This is a genomic window from Longimicrobium terrae (assembly GCF_014202995.1).
GTDB classification, from domain to species: domain Bacteria; phylum Gemmatimonadota; class Gemmatimonadetes; order Longimicrobiales; family Longimicrobiaceae; genus Longimicrobium; species Longimicrobium terrae.
Genome location: NZ_JACHIA010000032.1, coordinates 1 through 23,877, shown reverse-complemented (window position 1 = coordinate 23,877; position 23,877 = coordinate 1). Strand labels below are relative to the sequence as shown.

The 23,877-nt window shown below is 70.1% G+C and carries 20 protein-coding genes, 1 tRNA gene and 1 rRNA gene; 7 read left to right on the top strand and 15 right to left on the bottom strand.

Annotated elements, in window-relative coordinates; all coding sequences use genetic code 11:
- Nucleotides 1–4: 4 nt before the first annotated feature.
- Nucleotides 5–4,672: a PAS domain S-box protein gene (locus tag HNQ61_RS27135; protein WP_170038930.1), complete on the bottom strand. Its 4,668-nt coding sequence runs from the start codon at nt 4,670–4,672 to the stop codon at nt 5–7.
- Between the two features lie 558 nt (nt 4,673–5,230).
- Here HNQ61_RS27135 and HNQ61_RS27130 point away from each other — a divergent pair.
- Both HNQ61_RS27130 and HNQ61_RS27125 read left to right on the top strand, forming a co-directional pair.
- On the top strand, nt 5,231–5,530 hold the full coding sequence (locus HNQ61_RS27130; protein ID WP_170038932.1) for a hypothetical protein: 300 nt from the start codon (nt 5,231–5,233) through the stop codon (nt 5,528–5,530).
- Nucleotides 5,531–5,655: 125 nt separating this feature from the next.
- Entirely contained in the window at nt 5,656–5,826 is a 171-nt protein-coding gene (locus HNQ61_RS27125) for a hypothetical protein (RefSeq protein ID WP_170038934.1), read from the top strand.
- 241 nt (nt 5,827–6,067) lie between these two features.
- Here the strand turns inward: HNQ61_RS27125 and HNQ61_RS27120 are convergent, their stop codons facing one another.
- The 3 genes from HNQ61_RS27120 to HNQ61_RS27110 all read right to left on the bottom strand — a co-directional run bounded on the left by HNQ61_RS27120 (nt 6,068) and on the right by HNQ61_RS27110 (nt 8,924).
- Nucleotides 6,068–6,451, bottom strand: coding sequence for a hypothetical protein (locus HNQ61_RS27120; RefSeq protein ID WP_170038936.1), 384 nt, complete (start codon nt 6,449–6,451; stop codon nt 6,068–6,070).
- Nucleotides 6,452–6,947: 496 nt separating this feature from the next.
- Nucleotides 6,948–7,565 carry a TetR/AcrR family transcriptional regulator gene (locus HNQ61_RS27115; protein WP_170038938.1) on the bottom strand — a complete coding sequence of 206 codons (618 nt, stop codon included), beginning with the start codon at nt 7,563–7,565 and terminating at the stop codon, nt 6,948–6,950.
- A gap of 177 nt (nt 7,566–7,742) precedes the next feature.
- Entirely contained in the window at nt 7,743–8,924 is a 1,182-nt protein-coding gene (locus HNQ61_RS27110) for an acyl-CoA desaturase (RefSeq protein WP_170038940.1), read from the bottom strand.
- A gap of 503 nt (nt 8,925–9,427) precedes the next feature.
- Here HNQ61_RS27110 and HNQ61_RS27105 point away from each other — a divergent pair.
- The gene (locus tag HNQ61_RS27105) at nt 9,428–10,615 is read left to right on the top strand and encodes a sensor histidine kinase (protein ID WP_170038942.1); all 1,188 of its coding nucleotides are present in this window, start codon (nt 9,428–9,430) and stop codon (nt 10,613–10,615) included.
- On the top strand, nt 10,612–11,367 hold the full coding sequence (locus HNQ61_RS27100; RefSeq protein WP_170038944.1) for a LytR/AlgR family response regulator transcription factor: 756 nt from the start codon (nt 10,612–10,614) through the stop codon (nt 11,365–11,367). The genes HNQ61_RS27105 and HNQ61_RS27100 overlap by 4 nt, the downstream gene beginning before the upstream one ends.
- Nucleotides 11,368–11,696: 329 nt before the next feature.
- Here HNQ61_RS27100 and HNQ61_RS27095 read toward each other — a convergent pair whose 3' ends face one another.
- Nucleotides 11,697–12,095, bottom strand: coding sequence for a hypothetical protein (locus tag HNQ61_RS27095; RefSeq protein ID WP_170038948.1), 399 nt, complete (start codon nt 12,093–12,095; stop codon nt 11,697–11,699).
- A gap of 670 nt (nt 12,096–12,765) precedes the next feature.
- Here HNQ61_RS27095 and HNQ61_RS27090 point away from each other — a divergent pair.
- Nucleotides 12,766–14,769 carry a PKD domain-containing protein gene (locus HNQ61_RS27090; RefSeq protein WP_170038950.1) on the top strand — a complete coding sequence of 668 codons (2,004 nt, stop codon included), beginning with the start codon at nt 12,766–12,768 and terminating at the stop codon, nt 14,767–14,769.
- An 82-nt stretch (nt 14,770–14,851) separates the two neighbouring features.
- Here HNQ61_RS27090 and HNQ61_RS27085 read toward each other — a convergent pair whose 3' ends face one another.
- Nucleotides 14,852–15,562, bottom strand: a complete 711-nt coding sequence (locus HNQ61_RS27085) for an SDR family oxidoreductase (RefSeq protein ID WP_170038952.1) — start codon at nt 15,560–15,562, stop codon at nt 14,852–14,854.
- Nucleotides 15,563–15,692: 130 nt separating this feature from the next.
- Between HNQ61_RS27085 and HNQ61_RS27080 the strand changes: the two genes are divergently transcribed.
- A complete protein-coding gene (locus HNQ61_RS27080; protein ID WP_170038954.1) occupies nt 15,693–16,316 on the top strand; it encodes a TetR/AcrR family transcriptional regulator in 624 nt (207 codons plus the stop codon).
- Between the two features lie 166 nt (nt 16,317–16,482).
- Here HNQ61_RS27080 and HNQ61_RS27075 read toward each other — a convergent pair whose 3' ends face one another.
- The 7 genes from HNQ61_RS27075 to HNQ61_RS27045 all read right to left on the bottom strand — a co-directional run bounded on the left by HNQ61_RS27075 (nt 16,483) and on the right by HNQ61_RS27045 (nt 21,434).
- Nucleotides 16,483–16,629: a hypothetical protein gene (locus HNQ61_RS27075; protein ID WP_170038956.1), complete on the bottom strand. Its 147-nt coding sequence runs from the start codon at nt 16,627–16,629 to the stop codon at nt 16,483–16,485.
- Nucleotides 16,630–16,673: 44 nt separating this feature from the next.
- Nucleotides 16,674–16,820 carry a hypothetical protein gene (locus tag HNQ61_RS27070; protein ID WP_170038958.1) on the bottom strand — a complete coding sequence of 49 codons (147 nt, stop codon included), beginning with the start codon at nt 16,818–16,820 and terminating at the stop codon, nt 16,674–16,676.
- Between the two features lie 237 nt (nt 16,821–17,057).
- Nucleotides 17,058–17,213 (bottom strand): hypothetical protein, encoded by a 156-nt coding sequence (locus HNQ61_RS27065; RefSeq protein WP_170038960.1) that lies wholly within the window; start codon nt 17,211–17,213, stop codon nt 17,058–17,060.
- A gap of 180 nt (nt 17,214–17,393) precedes the next feature.
- Nucleotides 17,394–18,044 (bottom strand): hypothetical protein, encoded by a 651-nt coding sequence (locus HNQ61_RS27060; RefSeq protein ID WP_170038962.1) that lies wholly within the window; start codon nt 18,042–18,044, stop codon nt 17,394–17,396.
- Nucleotides 18,045–18,159: 115 nt separating this feature from the next.
- Entirely contained in the window at nt 18,160–18,921 is a 762-nt protein-coding gene (locus HNQ61_RS27055) for a LytR/AlgR family response regulator transcription factor (RefSeq protein ID WP_170038964.1), read from the bottom strand.
- A gap of 253 nt (nt 18,922–19,174) precedes the next feature.
- Nucleotides 19,175–20,356, bottom strand: coding sequence for a sensor histidine kinase (locus HNQ61_RS27050; RefSeq protein WP_170038966.1), 1,182 nt, complete (start codon nt 20,354–20,356; stop codon nt 19,175–19,177).
- Nucleotides 20,349–21,434 carry a sensor histidine kinase gene (locus tag HNQ61_RS27045; protein ID WP_170038968.1) on the bottom strand — a complete coding sequence of 362 codons (1,086 nt, stop codon included), beginning with the start codon at nt 21,432–21,434 and terminating at the stop codon, nt 20,349–20,351. The genes HNQ61_RS27050 and HNQ61_RS27045 overlap by 8 nt, the downstream gene beginning before the upstream one ends.
- 667 nt (nt 21,435–22,101) lie before the next feature.
- On the opposite strand from HNQ61_RS27045, the gene HNQ61_RS27040 reads away from it, so the two are divergent.
- Entirely contained in the window at nt 22,102–23,109 is a 1,008-nt protein-coding gene (locus HNQ61_RS27040; protein WP_170038970.1) for a hypothetical protein, read from the top strand.
- Nucleotides 23,110–23,643: 534 nt separating this feature from the next.
- Here the strand turns inward: HNQ61_RS27040 and HNQ61_RS27035 are convergent.
- A tRNA-Ile gene (locus HNQ61_RS27035) sits at nt 23,644–23,717 on the bottom strand.
- An 84-nt stretch (nt 23,718–23,801) separates the two neighbouring features.
- Nucleotides 23,802–23,877 (bottom strand): 16S ribosomal RNA (locus HNQ61_RS27030); the annotation flags it as partial.

Sequence of the window (23,877 nt, the reverse complement as noted above, 5' to 3'; positions counted from 1 at the left end):
CGCCCTACACCTCCGCCAGCACGTCCATCGCGTGCCTCACCAGTTCCGCCGGTCCGTACGGCTTGGGCAGAAAGTGCGCGCCGGGCTCGAACGTTTCCGGCCGCAGCACCGAATCCTCCGTGAACCCGGAGGTAAAGATCACCCGCGTCTCCGGCCGCGACTCGGACAGGCGCCGCGCCAGCTCGCGCCCACCCATCCGCGGCATCACCACGTCCGTCACCACCAGGTCGATGCGCCCGTCGTAGGCCGCGGCCACCTTCAGCCCCTCTTCGCCGTCCCCCGCGTCCAGCACGGTGTAGCCGCTGCGCGTGAGCGCGCGCGAGCCCACCAGGCGCACGGCGGCGTTGTCTTCCACCAGCAGCACCGTGCCGCTTCCCCGCGCGGCGTGCGTCCCCGCGCCGGCACCGGCCTCCGGCGCGTCCACTTCCGCCGCCACGCTGGGCAGAAAAACCTCGAACCGCGTGCCCCGGTCCGGCTCGCTGGCCACGTCGATCCATCCCCCGCTCTGCTGCACGATGCCGTACACCGTCGCCAGCCCCAGCCCCGTGCCGTGCCCCTCGGCCTTGGTGGTAAAGAACGGTTCGAAGATGCGCCCCAGCGCCGCCGGCTCGATCCCGTGCCCCGTGTCGGTCACGGACAGCACGACGTACGGCCCCGCGGGAAGCTCGAACCCGGCGCGCAGCTCCGGCTGCTCCAGCCGCACCGCGTCCGTGCGGATCAGCAGCCGCCCGCCGTCGGGCATGGCGTCGCGCGCGTTGACGGCCAGGTTCAGAATCACCTGCTCCATCTGCGTGGGGTCCGCCTTTACCGGCGGCAGCGACCCGTGCAGCCGCAGCACCACATCCACGTGCTCCGCGATCAGCCGGCTGAGCATCTTGTGCATCCCGGAAACGACGGCGTCCAGGTCCAGCAGCCGGGGCTGCAGCACCTGCTGCCGGCTGAAGGCCAGCAGCTGCCGGGTGAGCGCCGCCGCCCGGTCCGCCGCCTGCTTGATCTCCCCCAGCTGCTCGCACAGGTCGTCGTCGCCGCCGCGGTCCAGAATCAGCAGGTCCGCGTTGCCGCCGATGACGGTGAGCAGGTTGTTGAAGTCGTGCGCCACGCCGCCCGCCAGCCGCCCCACCGCCTCCATCTTCTGCGCCTGCGCCAGCTTCTGCTGGCTGCGGCGCAGCGCCTCCTCGCTCCGCCGCCGCTCGCTCACGTCGCGCATGATGCGCGTGGCAAAGCGGCGCCCCCCCACATCCCACAGCGCCAGCGACGCCTCCAGCGGAAACTCCGTCCCGTCGCGCCGCATTCCCACCAGCTCCAGCGTGGTGTCCTGCAGCGACAGGTCGCCGGTGTGCGCCATGCGCTGCACCCCGGCGCGGTGCCTTTCGCGGAACCGCTCCGGCATCATGATCTCCAGCGCCTGCCCCAGCGCCTCGGCCTCGCAGTAGCCGAAGACGGTTTCCGCGCCCCGGTTCCACGACACGATGCACCCTTCGGAGTCGATGGTCACGATGGCGTCGGCGGCGGAGTGCGTCACCGAGCGGAACTTGAGCTCCGACGCCCGCAGCGCGTCCTCGGCCTGCCTGCGCTCGGTGATGTCGCGGTTGATGGACAGAATGGCCCGCCCGCCGCGGTACGGCACCGCGGTGGCGATCACCTCCACGTGCAGCTCCGCCCCGCCGGCCACGCGCTGCACCAGCTCAAAGTGCCGCGGCACCCCCGGCTTGAGCGCCTCCAGCACCCGCGCCCGCCCCATCTCCGCGTCCACCGACACCGCCTCCATGGCCATCCCCACGAACTGCTCGCGCGGATAGCCGTACAGCTCGCAGGCGCGCGGATTCACGTCCAGCACCCGCTCGCCGTCGGGGTCGATGATGAGGATGGCGTCGTGCGCGTTCTCGAACAGCCCGCGGTAGTCCGCCTCGCTCCGGCGCAGCGCCTCCTGCGCGGCGTTCTGCTCCTCCCGCAGGCGGATGTTGCGCAGCGCCGTGGCCGCCAGCGCGGCCAGCGCCTCCAGCACCTCCACGTCCTGCTCGTCGTACAGCTCCGGCGTGTAGCTCTGCACGGTGATCATCCCCAGCACGTCGCCGCCGCTCAGGATGGGGACGCGGATGCTGCTTTCCGAGCGCACCCCGGTGCCCCACAGGATGCCGCCCCGCGCCGCCGCCTCGGACGAGCGCCGGATGAGCAGCGGGCGGCGGCCGCGGATCACGCCCTCGCCCGGCGTTCCCGCCAGCGGCACCGGGCGGCTGCCGCCGTACACCCCCGCGTCGTAGTCGCCCAGGTACCAGAGCGCCCACTCGTCCGGCAGCAGCGTGGCGAAGGTGAAGGTGTCGGAGGGAATGACGCGGCGGACGGCCTCGGCCAGCACGTCGCGCAGCGCCTCGCGCGACTGCGCGCCGATGGTGGCGCCCGCCGCGGCGGCCACGGCGCGCATGCGCTCCGCCATCTTGTGCGCCTGCCGCTCGCCCGCGCGCAGCGCCTGGTCCGCCGCGCGCCGGGCGGTGATGTCCTCGGCCACGCCCACCACGCGCACCACCGCGCCGGCCGCGTCGCGCACGGGAAAGCCGCGGTCGCGCACCCAGCGCACCTCGCCGTCCGGCCGGACGATGCGGTACTCGAACTCGGTGGCGTCGGCCTGCACCGCGGTGCGGGCGCGCAGCACCGTCCCGCGGTCGTCGGGGTGCACCTTTGCCAGAAAGCGATCCGGATCGCCCATCAGCGTGTCCGGCGACATGTTCCACACCTGCTCGGCGGCGGGGCTCACGTACAGCACCGGGCCGTCCCCCGGGCCCTTGATCCAGAACACCTCGCGGATGTTTTCCGCCAGCTCGCGAAAGCGCTCTTCGCTGTTGCGCAGCGCCTCGGAGGCGGCGCGCTGGGCGGTGTTGTCGGCCACGATGGCCACCGCGCCGGCCACCTCGCCCCCCGGGTTCATGAGCGGCGCGGCGGAAAGGCTCACGTCCACCATCCGCCCGTCCCGGTGCCGCCGCTGCAGCTCCCGCAGCCGGATCCCGGGCGCGGCGGGGCCCTGCGCCAGCAGCGTGCGCAGCAGTTCGCCCTGCTCTTCCGGAATCACGGGCACGGGCTGTCCCAGCACCTCGTCCGCCTTCCACCCGAAGACGCGCTCCGCCGCGGGGTTCCACAGGGTCACGGCCCCGGCGGTGTCCACCGCCATCACCGCCAGCGGCGACGACTGGATCACCGCGTCCAGCATGCGGTCGGCTTCGCGCAGCCGCTGCTCGGCCGCCTTGCGGTCGGTAATGTCCTGCACCGTCCCGGTAAAGCGCGGCGGCCCGCCCGTGGGGTCCACGGCCGCGGTGCCGTGGGCAAAGATCACCCGCACCTCGCCGTCGGGGCGCACGATGCGCTTTTCAAAGCCGAACTCCTCGCCCGTGGCCGCCGCACGCGCGAACTCCGCCTGAATGCGCTCGCGGTCGTCCGGGTGCACGCACGCCATGTAGCTTTCGCGCGTGAGCACGAATGTTTCCGGGTCCTGCCCGAAGATGCGGTACGCCTCGCGCGACCAGGTGATGGGGGTGCCCGGCCCGCCGCTCTCCCAGCTTCCCAGCTGGGCGATGCGCTGCGCGTCGGCCAGCTGCTGCTCGCGCCGGCGCAGCGCGTCGCCGGCCTTCCGGCGCGAGGTCACGTCCCGCACGTAGACCGACAGCCCGTCGTCCGACGGATACACGTGCACCTCCAGCCACAGCTGCAGCGCGTCGTTGAACTCCTCCACGTTGGCGGTCGCCTGCTCCGCCATGGCGCGGCGGCACGCCTGCTCCAGCGCCGAGTTTTCCGCGCCGGGAATGATGTCGTGCAGCCGCCGTCCCAGCATGGCCTGCCGCGGGCGCCCCAGCAGTTCCTCGGCGGCGCGGTTGGCGTAGGTGCAGGTCCCGCCGGGGTCAAAGGCCAGAAAGCCGTCGGTGATGCGCTCCAGCACGACCGCGGCGTGGGTGCGCGCGCGCAGGTCGATGCGCGCGCCGTACACGGCCAGCAGCAGCAGGGTGCCCGCCGCCAGCGCCACCGCCGTGGTCAGCGCCGTGTTGCCCGGCACGAAGTCGCGCGGCACGGGCAGGGCGGCGCCGACGGCCCCGAAGCGCGCGGCAAAGGTGCCCGTGTGGTGCGCCAGCGCCACGGCGCAGCCCAGAACCACCGAGGCCGCGCCGCGCTGCCACTCCGGCCGGCGGTCTTCGGGATCGCGCAGGTGAAACGCCACCCACAGGCCGCACAGGGAAACGACGGTGATGACCAGCCCGGAAAGCAGCACCCGCTCGGGTTCAAAGTGCACCACCACCGGGCCGTCCATCCCCGAAAGGTTCAGGAACAGCATTCCCGTGAACCCCGCCCCCATCACCAGCCCGGCGATCCCGAAGCGCCGGCCGGGGAGCGTGGGGCCGGTGGCCGTGTGCAGCGCCACCAGCGAAGCGGCGATCGCAACCATCAGCGCGAACACCGAATCCGGCACGTCGTGGCCGATGGGGACGGGGAGGCGCAACGCGAGCAGGCCCACGAAGTTCATGCTCCAGATCCCCGTGCCCAGCGCGATCCCGCCCGCAACCAGCCATCGCTGGTGGGCGCTCCCGCGGGACGCCGTAACGCGCCCCGCCAGCACCAGCGCGGCGTACGAGGCCACGATGGCGATGGCGAGGGAAAGAAGAACCAGCGGGACCGAGTGGGTGGGGTTCATGAGCGGAACTCTGCGGCCGGTATCGGAGGGAGCGGGGGGCGGGGACGGAGTGTCGCGGCGGAGCGGGCGCGGCGCGTGGCGCGGCGGGGTCGTGCAACCCGCACAACAGCATGCAGATCACGGGATTGCGGTTCCCGACAGGCTTTTTGGCGCCCCCGCCGCGGGGAGCCGCCCAATGCCGCCGCGGGGCCGGAAACAGCTTGCGGATCGCGCGGGGCACAGGCCGCACGCCCACGACCCGGGCGCGCACCACGGGCGTGCACATGTGCACGGGAGAGACCGCGCGGCCGGCGGGTTGTACCCGTTTCGGAACGATCCCGTGATGACGTTCGGCAGGGCCGCGCGCAGGGCGGGGTCTGAGCGGCAGGCGGGGACGGCGATGCGACGCGCCAGGCAGTCGGCCCGCCCCGCGCGGCGGCGGTTCTCCCCTCCCGGTGCGCCGGCCGGGGATGCCGCGGGGATCATCCGGCGGGGGATGGCGGATGGACAAAAAGCGGCGGATCAGGTATCGTGAGATGAATCCCGTCGCACTCTCCAACCGCTCTTCTCGAGGACACCATGGGAAAGATCCGTCTCGCGCTCGAAGATCTGGACGTGCAGTCGTTCGCCACCGCCGAAGCCGCCTCCGGACGCGGCACCGTGCAGGGCGCGGAAGACCAGGTCGTGGAGGGCCCCGCCACCGTCAGCAAGCCTCCGGTCTGCTACATCGAAAGCGGCAACTGTCTGGGCACGCGCTTCGACTATGGCTGCGACACCAGCTACTGCCTCAGCCGCGAGTGCGAGCTTGAAACGGGCCCCGGCTGTGTGATCATGACGGCCGACGGGTGCGACATCGACACACTCATTCCCAACTGCTGACCGCCGCCGCGGGGCGGAGCCGGCACCGGCCCGTCCCCGCGGATGCACAGGGCACGGATGTTGATGATCTTGTGTCCGCAAACGTCAGACACGCTGACCTTGCACCAACCCGCATGGAGAAGCCGATGCGCAAGCTGAGCCTGGACCCGGACGCCCTGACGGTGGATTCGTTCGCGACCGGCGCGGAAGCCGAGCCTCGCGGCACCGTGCAGGCCAACGCGATGGTGGACACCGGCCTGTACAGCTGCGCCGCCAGCTGCCGCTGCCCGTCGCACCACAACACCGAGTGCTGCTGACCTCCCGCCTCCGCGTGCCTGCATGACTCGCGGGACGCGCGGCGGGGCAGATGGACAATAACCCCGGCCATCTCCAAGGATGGCCGGGGTTTTCGCGTTTCCGTGCGGGGATGACGACTCGATCTCGCGCGCGATTCTTCGGACGGATCAGCGCCGCCGATCCGTCCCGGACGGGTGCCCGCGGAGGATCGCGCCGGCGGACCGTCGATCCGGGAAGCGCGGATCGAAGAGCGCTCGCGGATCACTCCGGCGGCAGGCCCACCCACGCGCGAGCCGGGCCCGGCTCGCGAAAGACGCGGTAGCGCTCCGGCTCCGCGTCCACCAGCGCCTCGTACATCCGCGCCATGCCAAAGGTTACGACCGCCGGCGCGTAGATGGCCACCTTGCCCTCCGGCTCTTCGCGATGGTAATCCATGGCGGCGTAGGCCAGGGCGCGCATGCCGGCGGTAGTCACGTTCACCTCCGTAAGCCCGCTCAGGTCGTTCAGTTCCGCCATCCCCGGCACGTACCAGGGCTGGCTCCACACCGCCTCGAATCCGCGCACGAGCGAATCGTCGTCGATCTCGCCAACATAGGTGATGATCCGGACGGTTCCGGTGGGATCGAGTGCGGCGGTGAGCGGCATACGGGTCAGGCTCGCGGACGTGGGACAGGGCTTCAGGCAGATGAATGTCAGTACAAGGTACGTCGTGCCTTGCCACCTGTGAAAGCCTCCTGTCCACCATTCTCCGCCGCCCGTCCGCCGACGCTTGGGTAAGGCATTTCCCCACAGGCGACGGGCGGTTCTGCCCGCGATCCGGAAACAGCGTCGGGAAAAACGGGCGGCGCGGGCGCGGACGATTTCCGCCCCGAGCAGGTGCGGAATCCGGCTCTCCGCGCCGCCTGTCACTTGACGAGTTTCTTTCGCTTGATCGCCGCCTCACGCGGGCAGCCTGGCGTCGTCCGGCGGCCGGGCGTGATGGAAGGGAGTTGCGGCACGGGCAGGAGGACGGATGGGGAGGAAGCGCGAGGCCGCGCGGATGTCCATCTCCGCCACGAATCGTCCACGCCTGCGGGCCGAGCGACGCTTGGCGGATGACCGGCGGCCGCGGGAGGACGGCGCCGGCGGGCGGCGGGAGGGCCTATTCCGCGCGGCGCGGATTTCCGGCTTCCGCCACCAGCGCGGCCAGGGTGCGCATGTAGCTTTCCACGTTGAAGCGCTCCGGGTCCATCACGGCCTGAATGGCGCACCCCTCGATGAACCCCGCCACCACCCCCGCCAGCCCCTCCGCCCCGATCCCGCCGAAGCGCGCCGGGTCCGCGTCCACCACGGCCTGCGCCAGCGGCCGGTACGCGTCGCGGTAGCCGTCCAGCGCGGCGCGAATGGCGCGCTGCACCTCCGGGTGGCGCGTTCCCATCACCCAGAAGTCAAAGAACAGCTCCACGCGCTCGCGCTGGCGCGGAAGGGCCTCCACGTCGCGGCGCAGGGCGGACATCAGCCGCTCGCCCGGCGTGCGGCCGGCCAGCAGCTCCGGCATGTCCGGCCCCACCAGCGTAATGCCCAGCAGCCATTTCAGCAGCGCAACCAGAAGCCCGTCGCGGTTGCCGAAGTGAAAAAACACCAGCCCCTTGCTCACCCCGGCCTCCGCCGCCACGGCCTGCGCGGTCAGCCCGGTCAGGCGCTCGCGCCCGGCCACGCGGTACGCCGCCTTCAGGATCTCGAGCCTGCGCTGTTCTTCGGGGACCTTGCGACCGGGCATTCGCCTTCGTGGTTCGGGATGATCCTGCCTGCGCGCGCCGCGGGGCCGGGGTGGCGGATCGCGCGGAGATCCACGCACGTCATCAGCCACCGCGCGGACGGGGACAGAAACGCGGCGGGGGTGCCGTCCAGACCGGACCGGCACCCCCGCCGCGTTCGTCCGTGGCGCGGAACGCGGTTACGCGGGGCTCAACCGCTCGGCCAGCCGCGCGCAGACGGCTTCCACCACCAGGTGGCGGGCGCGCTCCGCAATCTGGTCCATGCTGGGGGTGCGGGCCAGAGTGCGCTCGGCGTACTGGCGCACCTCATCTACCGAAGGCACGTGCGGCAGGTGCATGGCCGCCATCGCCGTGGCCGCCTGCGACTGCGCGCTGCGGAGGGCGGCGCGCAGGTCTTCCAGGTGCGGCGCGTGGGCCAGCGCGGCGTGCGCCTGCGCGGCGATCCCGTCGATGGGGAACGACGCGGCCAGCTGGCGGGCCACCTTTTCCACCACGGCCGCGCCCAGCTTGCGCTCGTTGTTCACCACCTCGGCCGGCGGCTCGCCCAGTTCCCACACCAGCCCCACCCACGACAGCGCGCGCAGGGCGTAGAACGTCGGGTCGAACTCGTACCAGCGAAAGCCCTGGCGCGTGGAGCGCTGGTAGGCGTGGTGGTTGTTGTGCCACCCCTCGCCCAGCGTGATGATGGCCAGCCACCAGTTGTTGCGACTGTCGTCGCCCGTCACGTAGCGCTGGCTGCCGGTGACGTGCGCCAGCGAGTTGATGAAGAACGTGCCGTGAAACAGCAGCACCGTGCTCCAGAAGAAGCCCACCACCAGCCCCGTCCATCCGCCGAACACGAAGCAGCCCACGGCCAGCACGATGGCGGGAATCAGCGGATAGCGCTCCAGGAGCACCAGTTCGCGGTGCTTCGCCAGATCCGGAACGGCGTCCATCTCCGTTTCGGCGTGCTTGCGGTCAAAGATCCAGCCCACGTGCGAGTACAGAAAGCCGCGCATGCGGGGCGAGTGCACGTCCATTTCCGTGTCGCTGTGGCGGTGGTGATGGCGATGGACGGCGGCCCACCACAGCGCCCCGCGCTGCGCCGAGCTCTGCGCGATCCACGCGAGCACGAACTGCCCGGCGCGGCTGGTCTTGAACGAGCGGTGCGAAAAGTAGCGGTGGTAGCCGGCGGTGATGCCGAACATGCGCACCACGTACAGCACCATGCACACGATCAGCGCGTTCACCGTCACCCCGGTCCAGAACGCCGCGAAGCACGCCAGGTGCACCAGGACGAACGGGATGGTGGCCGGGTAGATGATGTCGTCGTGGAATTCGTCGTCGCTGTGCGCGGCGGCGGCGGGCTGGTGTGCGGACATCGAGGCTCCGGGTTCGAGCAGCGGAAGGAACGACCGGCCCCCTCAGGGTCCGGCGCGTACCCAAAGCTATTGACCCGAAAGTCAATGGTCAACCCGTCGCGTTGATCCGGCCACTCTCGCCACGTGAAGACCCGCCCCAAGGCGTCATCCTGAGAGAGCGTGCGCCACGCTCTCCGTCGCGCCGCATTCCGCGCGACCGAAGGATCTGCTCTCCGCCGAGCCAACGTCGCCACACGCACGCCCGACCGTCACCCGCCCCTGCCGCACAGACGACGCTCCACGTCGTTTCACCACCCCGCGATACGGTTCACCCCACCATCCATACAGTTCACCCCTTTTGCGTCGCCGCCTGATCCGGCGTGACCCTATACTCGCCCGTGGCCGCCGGGGACTCCCGCGGGCACGGGTCTGCCCTTCCGCGTAACAATTTTCCGCGTTCGCACGTCCATCACACAATCCGCACGACAGGCGGAAAACGGAATGCGCCCACCGGGAGCGCCGGAATGACACGAACGCGCGGAACGCCATCCACCTCACACGCCGGCCACTGGGGATTCTGGTGGGCGGCCGTGTCGGTGTGGTGGACGCTGGACGGCGTCACCGCCGCGGGCAGCTACATCCGCATGGCGCGCAAGGCGGGCGAGCCGGCCACGTGGGGCCACGCGCTCAGCACCGGCATGCCCAGCGCGCTCATGTGGATTCCGCCCACCATGCTGGCGCTGTGGACGGCGCGGCGCTTTCCGCTGGACCGCCACAGCTGGCGCCGTCTGGCCCCCGTGCACGCCGCCATCCTGGTGGCCGTCGTCGTGGCCCGCGCGGCCGCCGTGGTGGCGCTCAACCCGTGGATCGGCTGGTACGATGTGCTTCCGCCCTTTCGCGAAGTGGTCGTCACCAGCTTTGCCAACAACACCTTTCTGTACCTGATCCTGGTGGGCTTCGGGCACGCGCTGGTGTACGCCGGGCGCGCGCGCGACCGCGAAGAGCAGCTGGCCAGCGCCGAGCTGAGCGCGCTCAAGATGCAGCTGCATCCCCACTTTCTGTTCAACACGCTCAACGCCATCACCGCGTTCGTGCGCACCGAGCCGCTGGTGGCCGAGCGGATGATCGCGCGCCTCAGCGAGCTGCTGCGCCACACGCTGCAGCACGCCGGCGTGCACGAGGTGGCGCTGGAGGATGAACTGCGCTTTCTGCGCAGTTACCTGGAAATCGAACAGGCGCGGTTCGACGAACGGCTGCGCGTGCGGTGGGACATCGACCCCGCCGTGATCCGGGCGCGCGTCCCCCACCTGATTCTGCAGCCGCTGGTGGAAAACGCCATCCGCCACGGCATCGGGCCGCGCGCGGCGGGCGGCAGGGTGGAGATCGAGGCGCGGCGGCGCGGCGTACGGCTGGAACTCGTGGTCCGCGACCGCGGCGTGGGGATGGATCCGGGAACGGCGCGCACCGGCGTGGGCCTTTCCAACACGCGCGCCCGGCTGCGGCAGCTGTACGGCGCGCAGCACACCATTGAAGTGCAGGGCGCGCCGGGGCGCGGGGTGGAAATCCGCATCACTCTTCCCCTTCGCGCCACGGACGAGGAAGACGACATGCCGGGCGGGGACCATGGCGCGGTGCGGGTCACCGCCCCGGAGGCAGAGATGATGGCCGGCGTCCTTTCCGGCGCCGCGGCTTACGACGAGGAGGCGCGATGATTTCCGTTCTGGTGGTGGATGACGAGCGGCCGGCGCGCCAGCGCATCTGCGCGCTGCTGGAGGGGCACCCGGATTTCGCGGTGGTGGGCGAGTGCGGAAACGGACGCGAGGCGGTCAGCGCCATCCGCGAGATCCATCCCGACCTCGTGTTTCTGGACGTGCAGATGCCGGAGGTGGATGGGTTCGGCGTGGCCGAGGAGATCGGCGCGGACCAGATGCCCATGGTGGTGTTCGCCACCGCCTACGACGAGTTCGCGCTGCGGGCGTTTGACGCGCACGCCATCGACTATCTGCTCAAGCCGTTTGACGAGGAGCGTTTTCAGCGCACGCTGAACCGGGTTCGGGCACAGCTCAGCGGCGGCCGCGCAGACATGGAGGAGCGGCTGCGCGCCCTGGTGCACGAGATGAGCAGCCAGGCCGTGCGGATGGACCGCATTCCCGTCCGGGTAGGGCCGCGCACCCGGTTCGTGGACCTGGCCGACGTGGATTACATGGAGGCGGACGACAACTACGTGCGGCTGCACGTGGGCGAGCGGTCGTACCTGATCCGTGAAACCATGAGCGCGCTGGAAAGCCGGCTGCCGCCTTCGCGCTTCGTGCGCATCCACCGCTCGCTGATTGTGAACGTGGCGCGCGTGCAGGAGGTGGAGCCCGGATTTTCCGGCGAGTACGTGGTGTTTCTCACCTGCGGCGCCCGCCTCACCTCCACGCGGACGTACCGCGCCCGCATCCAGGCCGTGCTGCACCTGTGAACACGGGATGCGCTGAGCGCCGTCCGCGCAGGTCTCGCAACCCGCTCGACCCGCTCGAAACCCGCTCCCCGCCCCGTTCCCGCCCCAAGGCGTCATCCTGAGGGAGCGCGCGACGCCCCCTCCGCCGCGCCGAGTCGTGCGCCACCGAAGGATCTACTATCCGCCGAGCCAACGTCGCGACGAGTACGCCCGTTCTCACGCGGGAGCACACGCAGAGCCCGCCTCCGCGAAATCGCGGAAGCGGGCTCTGCCACTGTTCAGGAATGCCGTCCGGCGGCGCGGCGGAGCGTCAGCCGTCGATCACGGAAAGCCGATCACCGGCCGGGCGGTCAGACGTCCTGCACCACGGGCCGGCTCTCCACCAGAACGCCCGCGTTGGCGTCGTATTCCCGCACGCGGATGGCGGTGCCGTTGGTCCATTCCACGATCACCGTGGTGCCGGAATTCTCCACGCCCGCCACCTCGTACGGGGGATTGTCGGGCCCTACGCGGCGGTCGCCGGGCACCAGCGCGGAGGCGTTCTTGATCATCCGCACCGACGGTTCGGCGGGGGTGGACGACACCACCACCGGCGTTCCGGGCTGCAGTTCATCCCACCGGCGCTCCTCGTCGTGCCGCCAGAGCACCTGCATCTTGCCATCCTGCATCTCCGCCGCCTCCACCACCCACTCCACCTCGCCCAGGAGCTGAAGGTCGCCCACGGACAATGCTTCCGCGTTCTTGATCATCGTTCTCTGATTCCACCGATTCTGTGCACCCGGCCGGCCGGGGCCGGCCTCATTGCCGCACAACCTATCCGTCGCGCCTCGTCCGCACAGCCCCCGCCCGCCATCCGCGTCCGCTCCGGACCGCCCGGTCGCCGCTCCGGGCACGCTCCTCCGCCGGCGATCCTCCCGCCATCGTCCGCGCGGACCCGCATTAGGGCCCCATCCATCCGCACATCCACCGCGGCATCCATACGCACGCCGCGCGGTCCCGTTCCGATCCACGCCGACGCGGCGGTGCAGCAGGACGCGCGGACGGCGTCGCCGCCCGCCCGGTCAGGCCATCCATCACGAAATCCGCTCCTCGGCCTGATTCTGTCGGAAACCGCGCCTCCGGCATCTTCCTCATCCCGCCATCCTCTCCGCCATCCATCTGCCGTTCAACACGTTGGATGATGATCATCCGCGACCTGACATCGGGGTGAAAGTCCCGCCCGCGGCGCCCGGAAGCGTCCGCGCGAGCGCGCCGGACGGGCCGATTTTCAGCCCGCGCAGATTGACGACAATCCGCACGGAACTTGCGAAAACAGCCGTGTCGACCCACGCCGGCGTGCCGCTCCCAGGCACGTTCGGACGCGCCGCGGTACGCCCTTTCCGGCCCGCGGCGCCGCCCCTCTCTGATGGAAGACCTCCCATGCGTGCCGATTCTCTGTTCCGCGCGGTCCGGATCGGTGTAGTTCCCCTGCTGCTGGCCGCCTGCGCCGACCGTGTGACCGGCCCCGTGCGCTCCGTTCCTGACCCCGGGACGGGCCGCTCCAGCGAACTGGAGTGCCGCGTGAACGTTCGCGCGCGCACGCTGGGGTGCAGCCAGGAGGGCGGCGCGGGCGGGCCGCGGAAGGCCATTCTGGGCGGGCAGGGCGTAAACGTGCGCCTGGCGTCCAGCAACCTGGTCTACGACTCCGCCACGCAGGAGATGCGCGTGGACGTCACCGTGCAGAACCTGGGGACGGGCGTGCTGGGCACGTACCACGGCGACCAGATCGCCGGCATCAACGTCTTCTTTCACCGCCAGCCCACCGCGACCGCCGGCCAGGGCAGCGTGGAAACCGCCAACATGGACGGCGCCGGCTCGTTTACCGACGCGGAGCAGCCGTTCTTTTCCTACGCCGCGGTGCTGCAGCCCAACCAGGTGAGCCCGGCGCGCACGTGGAAGTTCAACGTTCCCAACAGCGTGGAGGGCTTCGCCTTCAGCGTGTACGTCGAGGCGCCGCGCCAGGGGCCGCGCCCGCCGCCGGTGTACGGCATCTTTCAGCAGGTGGCGCCCGAGGGCGGCGGCTGCGGGCTGCTGGTGAACGGGGACGCGTACTGCTGGGGATACGGCGGCCAGGGCAGGCTGGGATACGGCGGAACCCGCAACTTCACCGATCCCGTTCCGGTCACCGGCGGGCACAAGTTCAAGCAGATCGCCTCGTCCGCGCACACCTGCGGCGTCACCACGTCGCGCGACCTGTACTGCTGGGGCCGCAACGACCACGGCGAGGTAGGCGCGCCGCCCACCGTGGTGGTGGAAGGCCAGTTCTACGGCAACACGCGCCACAACCCGGAGCCCGCGCTGGTGCGCGGCGGCATCCGGTGGGACGCGGTGGACGTGGGCCCGGCCTTTACCTGCGGGCTCGCCAGTGACGGCCGCGCCTGGTGCTGGGGCGTAAACGACAACGGGCAGGTGGGCAACGGAACGTTCACCAGCCAGCCGGAGCCCGCCCTGGTCTCGGGCGACCACCGCTTCACCGCCATCACCACCGGCGCGTACAACGCCTGCGGGCTCAAGGCCGGCGGCGAGGTATGGTGCTGGGGCAGCAACCGGCACCGGGCGCTGGGCGCGCCATCAACGCAGATCTGCGGGCAGTCGTTCACCTACCTGTGCAGCAACGTGCCGGTCAAGGTGGATACGGACGTGGCGTTCACGGCCATCGACGCCGGCACCACCGACCACGTGTGCGGGCTCACGGCGCAGGGCAAGGCGTTCTGCTGGGGCGGCAACGTGGGATACGAGGCCAGCCCCGGCGCGAACACCGACAGCATCCTCACGCCCATCGCGCTGCCCACGCAGGAGCGCTTCGTGACGATCGCCGCGGCCGGGCGGGAAACGTGCGCGGTGCGCGCGGACGGCGAGGGCTTCTGCTGGGGCGTGGGCAACGGCGATCCGTACGGCACCGTCAAGGCGATGGCGCCGGGCTACGCGTGGCGTGAACTGCGCCCCGGCGGCAGCCGCGTGCGCTGCGGCGTCACCCGCGAACTGGGCGAGGCGTACTGCTGGGGGCGCGAGAACCTGGGCCAGCTGGGCAACGGCGGCCACCACGAGCAGTCGTTCACCACGCCGCAGCAGCTGGCCCCGCTGCACGTGTACGACGAGGAGCCGCAGGCCGGCTTCGACCTCAAGGTGAGCGGCCGCGAGGCCAGCAGCTACATCGACGAACCGCTGTGGGCGGGCAACGACGAGGTCTACTCGGATGACGACTTCGGCCTGGTGCGCTTCATCTGGTCCTGGGGCGACGGCACCACCAGCGAAGGGCGCGTGGCGCGGCACTCGTACGCCCGAAACGGCGAGTACCCGGTCACGCTCACGGTCATCGACAGCTCCGGGCAGCGATCCATGAAGACCAAGAACGCCACGATCTGGATCTACGAAGGTCCCTGATCCGCATCAGGCGGGATGAAAGACGACGATCGCCGCCGCGGGCTTCCGCGACGGCGATCGTCGTTTCCGGCCGATGGATAGACTACCGGGCGGCGGGGACCGCCTCCGGATACAGCACGCTGGGATCGGCGGAGAGCCCGGCCTTCAACTGGCGGCTGGTGTCGTCGACCAGCACCTCCAGCAGGTCCGCCTCAATGCCGTCCAGCGCGGCGCGCACCACGTCCGCGGGATCGTTCTTGGGGCCGTCCCATCCCGCCATCATGTCGGTGTCCGTGCTGCCCAGGTGCAGGCCGGTCACCAGCGTTCCCTGCCCCGCCAGCTCCAGCCGGATGCCGTTGGTCAGGCTCCACTCCGCCGACTTGGCCGCGCAGTACGCGTTGGCGCCGTTGTACGAGAACCACGACAGCGCCGAAAGCACGTTGAGGATCGCGCCGCCGCCGTTCTCCTTCAGCACCGGGGCAAAGGCGCGCACCACGCCCAGCGTGCCGAAGAAGTGCGTCTCCATCTCCAGGCGGATCTTGTCCATGTCGCCCGTCACCAGGTTCTGGTACAGGCTGATTCCGGCGTTGTTGATCACCAGATCCACGTCCCCGGCCTGCGCGGCGGCCGCGGCCACCGACGCGGGATCAGTGATGTCCAGCTGCAGCACGTGCACGCCGGGGATGTTGACGGACTGCGGATCGCGCGCCGTGGCGTACACCTTGGCGCCGCGCTCCAGCAGCTGCAGGGCAAAGTGGCGTCCGATGCCGCGGTTGGCGCCGGTGACGAGGGCGACGGAACCTGAAATCTTCACGTGTGTCTCCTGGCCGGTGGAGGACCGTTCCGGGCGGGAACGGTGATGCGCTCAATTGTGTATCGATCGATACACAATCCGAAGCTAGAGCACTTGCCCGGAACTGTCAATGCCTTTACTATCGATCACTATGAAAGACGCTTCCGCCCCCCGCCGCAGGACCGGCCGCCCTCTCTCGTTTGACCGCGAGCAGGCGCTGCAGCGGGCCATGCTCCTGTTCTGGCGATACGGATACGATTCCACCTCGCTCGCCCAGTTGACGTCGGCAATGGGCATTTCGCCGCCCAGCCTGTACGCCGCGTTCGGCGACAAGAAGCAGCTGTTTCAGGAGGCAGTCGGTCGTTACAGCGCCGGCCTGGCGGGCTGGATGGACAGCGTGGACGCGGCGGCTACCGCGCGCGATGCGGTGCAGTCGCTGCTGGAGGGCGCGGCCATCGGCTTCACGGGCCCGGACACGCCCGCGGGGTGCCTCATCATCAGCGCGGCCACCAACTGCTCCGCGGCATCCGCCGACGTGCAGGCGGAACTCGCCGCGATCCGCCGGGAAACGGAAGGTCGCGTCCGCGACCGCATCCAGCGCGACGTCGACGCCGGCCTGCTCCCGCGCGATGCGGACGCGCCGGCGCTGGCGGCCATGTACATGACGCTGGTCCAGGGCATGTCCAACCAGGCGCGCGACGGTGCCCCTCGCGAAAAGCTTCTCGCGCTGGGTCGCGCCGCCATGCGAGCCTGGCCCGCGGACGCACCCGCCTGATCGCGCGGCGGATGGCGGATCTGGACGAATCCGTGCATGCTGGATGACAGAAAGCCCCGGACCGCGCGATCTGCGCGGTCCGGGGCTTTCCCTTGTATGATGACGAGCAGCCGGCCCGATCTCGGCGGCCCCCCACCTCCTTGGAATCGCGATCGGGAGCCGCCGGTTACGAGCAGGTCCGTCCGCCGCCCGATCCCATGTACCCGCCGCATCCCTCGGCGGTATCGGGAATCGTAGGCGAGGCGCCGGTGCAGGCACCCAGAACCGGAGCGGCGAGGAGCGCCAGCGCGAGCAGCAGTCTGCGGATCTTCATCTGAACCTCTGAGGATGAAAGGAAGGCGATGCGTGCGTCGGCGGTTACGAGCATACCCGTCCGCCGCCCGATCCCAGGGCGCCGCTGCACGTTTCAGCCGTGTCGGGAACGGTGGGCGTGGCGCCGGTGCACGCGCCCAGAACGGAGCTGGTCAGCAGCGCGGCCGCGAGAAGGAGCTTGCGTAGCGTCATGAGGTCCTCGCGAGAGAAAAGCGTGGAGGTGCCGGTCGGCGATCCCGACTTGAGAAATCTAGATTTCCGCCGGGCTGGGGTGAAGCGCGTTCACCCCGCGATCCAGCACGTTCGCCCCATTTTCCCGCGCCACAGCCTGAACGCCGATTTCCGCTTGGTGGGAAAAACACGAAAAGCCCCGCGAGCAACCGCTCGCGGGGCTTCTGAATGTGGCCCGGCCGAACCGCGTCCGTCGGGTCAGGAGCACGCCTTGCCCATCCCGGAGCCGATTATACCGCACTCGAGCGACGCTTCGGCGGGCGCCGCATGCGTCGGCGACTCGCCTCCGCAGGCGGACAGGGACGACGCGCAGAACAGCACGGCGGCGGCGAGCAGCAGCTTGCGAAGCTTCATCTGGACCTCTGCGGAAAGGAGATTCGTGGGTGCCGACAGGCATTCCCGGCACTCACAAATCTAGGCTTTCCTCCGCGCGGTTGAAGCGCGCTCACCCCAGAATTCCGGCGGTTCACCCCGTTCTTTGGAGCGGCGCCGCATCTCATCGATAACGCGGACAATCAGCCGCGCGGACGCCGATCAGCGCTCCGTGCCGGATCCGCCCAGCCGCGCCCACGCCGCATCGTACCGCGCCGCCATCGACCGAAGCTCCTCGCCCACGTCGTTCCAGCGCCCCTCCATCTCCGATCGCACCTCCCGCACCTCCGGGGCTTCCTCGCCGCGCCGCGCACGCCGAAGCACCGGCCACACGTTGCGGCTGCTGGCAATCACCTGCCGCGCCAGGCGGGGCAGCGGTCCCGAGGCGTTCGCGAGCACCTCATCCATCGCATTTCGCGCCACCCGCGCGGACGCCGCATCCGCCAGATGCCCGGACATCAGCATGTGGTCGATCAGAAACGCGCGGTACCAGTAGTGCGCCAGGCGGTCCGTGGCCGTCTTGACCGTCAGAAAATACAGCAGCTTTCGCGAAAGGCGCTTCAGCAGGCCCACCGTAAGGCGCACGGGAAGCGCCAGGCAGCCGCCCCCGCCCTCCCCTTCGCGCAGCACGGCGCGGGCGTCGTCCGGAATCGCGCGCCCGCGGGAGCGCGCCACCGCGCCCGGAATGCGGCCGCGGAAAAAGGCTTCGAACGCGTCATCCACGAACGGCACCGGAATCAGCACCGAAAGGCCGGCGAGCGTGGCGTCGCGGTAGCGCGTCCAGTCAAAGGCGGCGGTTTCCTGTGGCGGCATCAAGGTTCACGGTGCGGGGGCGAGCCGGAGATCATCCATCCGCAGCCCGGACGGAGGATCGGGAGTGCGCGGATGATTGCACGTCATGCGCCGGACGTCCCGCCATCCCCCCGCGTCACAGGTCGAACGCGATACGGATGGGGTCGCGGTACGTCCGCGTGGAGCCGGCCTTTCGCCCGTCCGCCAGCGTGAACAGGTACTCGCCCATCCCCCATGGCTCAATGAACTGCACCGCGTCCACGTTGATGATCATGGAGCGGTGGATGCGGATGAACCGGCCGGGATCCAGCACCTTCAGCATCTCCGCCATCGTCGCGCGATACAGAAACTCGCCGCCCGCCGTCCGGAGCTGCACGTAGTTGTCGGCGGCCTCGATCCAGAGCAGTTCCTCCGTGCGCAGGATCTGAAAGCGGTTGCCCACCCGCACCGACAGCCGCTCGCGGTACCCCGCCGCCCCCGCGCCCTCCACCAGCGAGGGGATGGATGGCGGAAAGCGTTCGCCCGCGGGCATCGCCGCACGCGCCGCCGCCCGCCGCAGCGTCGTCCGCAGCCGCTCGGCCGAGACCGGCTTCAGCAGGTAATCCACCGCGTTGGCCTCAAACGCACGCAGCGCGAAATGGTCGTACGAGGTGGCGAACACCACCGCCGGGCACTCCTCCGGGCCGACCTCCGCGATCACGTCGAATCCGTCCACCTCCGGCATCTGCACGTCCAGAAAGACGAGGTCGGGCCGCAGGCGCCGGATCTGGTCGATGGCCTCGGCGCCGCCCGCGCATTCGCCTACGACCTCGACCTCGTCCTCATCCGCGAGCAGCACCCGCAGCCGCTCGCGCGCGAGTGCCTCGTCGTCCACGATCAGCGTGCGGAGGGCGTTCATGGCAGATGCGGATCAGAAAGTGGCCGCGCCGGCGATGGGCCGCGAGGCGGGAATGCGATGCGGAACGCGCCTTCACGGATGCGGATGACGATGGGATCGCCCGTCGCGCGATCTCCTTCTCCTCCGCGGACGATCAGATTCTCCGTCGCCGCACGGATCTCCGGCTCCGAGAACGATTGTGTGGCCCGCCCTCGCACGGCCCGTCGACGGAGTCGGATCAGATGACCCGCCGTACACCGTTCGACTCCGCCGGTCAGGTCGCGGTAGCGGAGGGACCCAGCGGGACCACACGCGCGGCGGACAAGGGCACCCACGCGGCAGCGGACTCCGTCTCGGCGCCGCTGGGCACGGCCAAGGCGCGAAAGGGGATGGAGAGCGTGGTGGATGTTCCGCCGCTGGCCGCGTTCACCTGCAGCTGCCAGTCGCGCCCGTACAGCATTTCCAGCCGCGCGCGCACGTTCTGAAGGCCAATCCCCGACCCGCTGCGCGCCGCGCGCACTTCCCCGCCCGCCCCCGTGTCGGTGATGGCCACCTCCAGCCTGCCGCCCGTCCGCGCCAGCGATACGCCGATTCGCCCTCCGCCACGCACCGCGATCGCGTGGTGCACCGCGTTCTCCACCAGCGGCTGAAGCACGAACGGCGGAAGGCTCCCCGCCAGCGCGGCCGGATCCGCGTCGATCCGCACCTGCAGCCGCCCGCCAAAGCGCAGGCCCTCGATTCCCAGGTACAGTTCCACGATCTCCAGTTCCTCGCGCACGGCGACCTCCGGGTGCTCCGCGGATTCCACGGAGTGCTCCAGCAGGCGCCGCATTCCCAGCATCATCGCGCGCGCGGAGTGCGGATCGCGGTGCATGAGCGTGGTGACCGACTGCAGCGCGTTGAACAGAAAGTGCGGCCGCAGGCTGCTCTCCAGCGCCCGCGCCTGCGCGCGCAGAAGCTCCGCGCGCGCCGCCCGGCGCCGCTGCCCGAACTCGCGCGACAGCGTGATGGTGCGCATGGCCCAGCCCACCGCGAACATGTTCGCCACCGTGGCGATGGTCGTGGGCCCGGTCAGCAGCCGGTAGCTCAGGCGAAGGCGGCCGCCGGGACACTCCGCGTAGCGCGACAGGCACCACACCGCGTCGTCCAGCCACTGCCGCGCGACGGTCAGAAGCACGACCAGGAGGATCAGCGAAGCCACCCCGCCGCGCACCTCCCGGCCGGCGCGGGTGACGGTGAACGCGACCACGAAAATCGCCAGCCACACCCCCGACGACGCGGCGTTGCTCAGCGCCGCGTCCACGAAGTACGGCCCCTCCAGGCCGCCCTCGGCGCGGTACAGGTCGGTGGCGAGCCCGAGTCCCGCGTGCAGCATCCAGCATCCCAGCACCGCGGCCCTGAATCGCCCCGTCGTCCCGGACGGCGCCTGCGCGCCGGCAAGCGTCTGATCAGCCATCCGCGTCCTCCCGCAACCCGGCACGCTCCTCCAGCCGGCCGATGGGGATGCTCACCCGGCTCTCCACGCCCTCCGCCCGGTCGGCAAACCGGGGGATCGCGCCGGGCCCGAACTGGGCGGCCAGGCTGGCCGACAGGTCCGAAACGGCCTCCCACCCCTGCGCGTTCCGGGCGCTCGCCCCAACCGCCAGATCGTCGCGCACGACGATCTCCAGCCGCTCCCCCACGACGCGCACTTCGATCTCCACCACGACGTCTGTGGCGGCTTCCGGGCGGGCACGCAGCACGGATTCCAGCAGAATGGAGATGCAGTTGGGCGGGATGGGGAGGGCGAGCGCCGCGTCGCCGGCCTGGACACGCAGGTGGATGGTGGAGCCCGCGGCGGCGCGGTCCATCTCCACGTAGGCGTGGATGAACTCCAGTTCCTCATCCACGGACACGCGGCTCTGGCGGGCGCGCTGAAGCTGCAGGTTCAGCAGCGCGCTCAGCGACATCACGCGGCCGGTGGCCCCGTCGGGATCGGACAAGAGCTGGTCCGCCATGGACTCCATGGCCCGCAGCACGATTCCGGGCCGCAGGTGCGCGCGCATGGCCGCCGCGCGGGAGGCGGCGAGTTCGTCTTCCAGCGCGGCCATGCGCACCTGCTCGTGGTGGTTGCGGATGGCGCCGGACAGCGCGCTTCCCATCCCCACGAACGACACGTTGATCAGCAGATCGGCGCCGATGCCTACCAGGTACAGGTTCAGCAGACCGCCGGTGACCCATCCATAGCGCGACGCCAGCAGTTCAATCAGCAGCGCGCGCACGAAGCCCACGGCCAGCGCCCCCGCCGCGAGGGCAAACGCCTGGCGCCAGGTGGGACCCTGCTCCATGGGAAGCATGTAGCCGATGGAGCAGCCCAGCGCACTCACCACCATCCACGTGCCCATGTCGAACACCGCCGACTGCGTGGGATGGGAGAAGGTGCCTGCGAAATGATAGGCGAAGAGAGAAAAGCAGAACGCCCCCGCCCAGAAGGCCAGGTAGAATGCGGCGAGCGTGCGCGGGCGCAGAATAGCCGGCTCGCGCGGGCCCGCCATGCCAACAAGATTCGATAGGCCCGCGGCTTCCGGCTGCACTCGCCGTGCTCCTGGGGATCAGGGTTCGTGGATGATGTTTACGGTGGCGGAAACAGATAGCCGCCTTCACCCTCCATTGTTCCGTCCGCAATCCTGTAGAGACCCCGTACGCCGCGGCCTGGTCCAGGAATGATCGTAGGTAAGACGGACCGAAGAGCGATCTGGTTGCGGACGGTTCGTGGCAACGGGCGGAGGCGGGCGGGCGCGGAGTGCGCGAAGATGCCGGAACAACAAAACCCCCGACAACGGAATCTGTCGCGGTTGCTCGCTCAGGGCAGTGGGCCTGGGCCGATTCGAACGGCCGGCCTCGCTTGGCCATGAGATCCTCGCGCGAGGAGTCCGCGGCAGGGCACGCTTGGCGGACAGTGCGGGGATCGGGCGAGTCGTCGAGCGGGGGCGTGCGGAACTGCTCGCCCGCCGTCGCCTGAGATCAGGATCTCACAGCGTGGCGCGACCACCGTCGCCCGGTGCTGTCTCCCGCGACGGCAGCCACTTCCCCGCCGCGGGTACCCAGCAAAGGACCTTGCGCCCGCGTCCGGCACCATGGATGTTCACCCCCGGCGCCGTCGACCTGTGGCGAGCGTCAAATCCAGCCGTAATTCATTCTCTCCTTTCCCGACCGGCCATCATGCTCATGCCTTCGATCCGCTCCCTCCTCGTCCTCCTGGCGCTCACGCCGGCCGCCGCCGCGTCGCAGCCCCCGCCTCGGTACACGGTCGAGCGGCTGGGCGACTTCGGCGACCTTGGCGACGTCAGCATCCTGGGCAACCTGAGCATGAACGACTCCGGATGGGTCGCGGGGACGCAAGGGAGGATGATGCACGCGCGGCCGTTCCTGCACGTGGGCGGGGAGTTTCGTTATCTCGAGGGGTTTGCCGGGGAAACCAGCCGCGTGAGCGAGGCGGGCGCGGTGGTGGGGACGGGGCGGGAATCGCTGTCGGGGTCCTTCGCGTACCTGTGGCAGGAGGGCCGGACAACGCGCCTGCCGGTGCCCCAGGGGTTCTTCACGAGCACGGGGTTCGGGATCAACGGGCGGGGCGACGCGGTCGGCAGCGGCGCGCGACCGGGAGCACCTCCCGTAGCGCTGTTGTGGAGCGGCGGAACGGTGCGGATCCTTGCCCCTCTGGTGACCGGCGGGCTCGCGAGCGCCGTCGCCATCAACAATGCCGGGTGGGTCCTCGGAACCGCACAGGGCTCGGACGGAGAGCTGCACGCGGTCCTTTGGCGCAACGGCCGGGTGGAGGACCTGGCACCGTCCACAGGCGGCACCTACATGCCGTCCGACCTGAACGAGCGGGGACAGGTGGTGGGATCGATGATGGGGGATCTCCTGGTGAGCGCCTTTCTCTGGGAAAATGGCCGGATGAAGGACCTCACTCCGCCGGGAATGATGGCCTCGGCCGCGGCGCTCAACGACTCGGGGCAGGTGGTCGGCGAAGTTTCCCCCATGGAAGGCAGGGGGCGGCCGGTGCTGTGGGACGGCGGGCGGGTAATCTACCTGGACGAACTGCTCCCCGCGGACGCCGGGCTGCGCCTGACGAATGCGCTCGACATCAACAACCACGGGTGGATCCTCGGCCTCGCCACGCTCGCCGACGGCAAGGAAGAAGCGGTGCTGCTCAAGCCGGAGCGGTAATCACCCGGTGGTGAGAGAGTAACGGAAGAGAGCCGCCCCGGGCGCCATTGCTGGCAGCCGGGGCGGTTTTGTCCCTGTGGAGTTCTGCGCGGGACGCCGTTGCACCTGCGCCCGCGCGCGCTGCAGATCAGTCATGAACTCATCGGCGTCCGGGACGCCGCGGGAGAGGCGAACGATGCCTGCGACCACGGCACCTTCAAGCAGCGTCCGCTTCCCAGCCATGTGGAAGCACTACGCGCCCTCTCTCCGGCGCCCGCGACGGGGCGATCCTGGTGCGCCCCTGCTGCGTGAACGAGGTCCTAGCCGCCGCGCTGAACCGGTTTCACCCGTTTGAGTTCCGGATCGATCATTACGCCAGACGGCCGGAGATCCTGCGTCGGCGCAGAGCACGTGGTCCAGCGCCTTCCCCGATCTGATCTGATCGGCACTCAGAGGCACACCGATGCCCGAACGACGAAGCCGCGGTGTGCGGGAGTGCCGGAAAAACAAAACCCCCGACAACGGAAACCGTTGCGGGGGTTTTGCCTAGGGCAGTGGGCCTGGGCCGATTCGAACGGCCGACCTCACGCTTATCAGGCGTGCGCTCTAACCAACTGAGCTACAGGCCCTTCAACCAGTGTGTCCGGGATGTCTGTCCGAGTCGACCTGTGAGAAACTTTCGTCTTCCGAAGAAGGTTACTCGTTGTCTCCAGAAAGGAGGTGATCCAGCCGCAGGTTCCCCTACGGCTACCTTGTTACGACTTCGCCCCAGTCATCGAGCTCGCCTTC

Excerpts from the sequence above, each read along its gene's own strand:
- HNQ61_RS27135 (WP_170038930.1), bottom strand. The coding sequence starts at position 4,672 with ATGAACCCCACCCACTCGGTCCCGCTGGTTCTTCTTTCCCTCGCCATC.
- HNQ61_RS27130 (WP_170038932.1), top strand. The coding sequence starts at position 5,231 with ATGGGAAAGATCCGTCTCGCGCTCGAAGATCTGGACGTGCAGTCGTTC.
- HNQ61_RS27125 (WP_170038934.1), top strand. The coding sequence starts at position 5,656 with ATGCGCAAGCTGAGCCTGGACCCGGACGCCCTGACGGTGGATTCGTTC.
- HNQ61_RS27120 (WP_170038936.1), bottom strand. The coding sequence starts at position 6,451 with ATGCCGCTCACCGCCGCACTCGATCCCACCGGAACCGTCCGGATCATC.
- HNQ61_RS27115 (WP_170038938.1), bottom strand. The coding sequence starts at position 7,565 with ATGCCCGGTCGCAAGGTCCCCGAAGAACAGCGCAGGCTCGAGATCCTG.
- HNQ61_RS27110 (WP_170038940.1), bottom strand. The coding sequence starts at position 8,924 with ATGTCCGCACACCAGCCCGCCGCCGCCGCGCACAGCGACGACGAATTC.
- HNQ61_RS27105 (WP_170038942.1), top strand. The coding sequence starts at position 9,428 with ATGACACGAACGCGCGGAACGCCATCCACCTCACACGCCGGCCACTGG.
- HNQ61_RS27100 (WP_170038944.1), top strand. The coding sequence starts at position 10,612 with ATGATTTCCGTTCTGGTGGTGGATGACGAGCGGCCGGCGCGCCAGCGC.
- HNQ61_RS27095 (WP_170038948.1), bottom strand. The coding sequence starts at position 12,095 with ATGATCAAGAACGCGGAAGCATTGTCCGTGGGCGACCTTCAGCTCCTG.
- HNQ61_RS27090 (WP_170038950.1), top strand. The coding sequence starts at position 12,766 with ATGCGTGCCGATTCTCTGTTCCGCGCGGTCCGGATCGGTGTAGTTCCC.
- HNQ61_RS27080 (WP_170038954.1), top strand. The coding sequence starts at position 15,693 with ATGAAAGACGCTTCCGCCCCCCGCCGCAGGACCGGCCGCCCTCTCTCG.
- HNQ61_RS27075 (WP_170038956.1), bottom strand. The coding sequence starts at position 16,629 with ATGAAGATCCGCAGACTGCTGCTCGCGCTGGCGCTCCTCGCCGCTCCG.
- HNQ61_RS27070 (WP_170038958.1), bottom strand. The coding sequence starts at position 16,820 with ATGACGCTACGCAAGCTCCTTCTCGCGGCCGCGCTGCTGACCAGCTCC.
- HNQ61_RS27065 (WP_170038960.1), bottom strand. The coding sequence starts at position 17,213 with ATGAAGCTTCGCAAGCTGCTGCTCGCCGCCGCCGTGCTGTTCTGCGCG.
- HNQ61_RS27060 (WP_170038962.1), bottom strand. The coding sequence starts at position 18,044 with ATGCCGCCACAGGAAACCGCCGCCTTTGACTGGACGCGCTACCGCGAC.
- HNQ61_RS27055 (WP_170038964.1), bottom strand. The coding sequence starts at position 18,921 with ATGAACGCCCTCCGCACGCTGATCGTGGACGACGAGGCACTCGCGCGC.
- HNQ61_RS27050 (WP_170038966.1), bottom strand. The coding sequence starts at position 20,356 with ATGGCTGATCAGACGCTTGCCGGCGCGCAGGCGCCGTCCGGGACGACG.
- HNQ61_RS27045 (WP_170038968.1), bottom strand. The coding sequence starts at position 21,434 with ATGGCGGGCCCGCGCGAGCCGGCTATTCTGCGCCCGCGCACGCTCGCC.
- HNQ61_RS27040 (WP_170038970.1), top strand. The coding sequence starts at position 22,102 with ATGCTCATGCCTTCGATCCGCTCCCTCCTCGTCCTCCTGGCGCTCACG.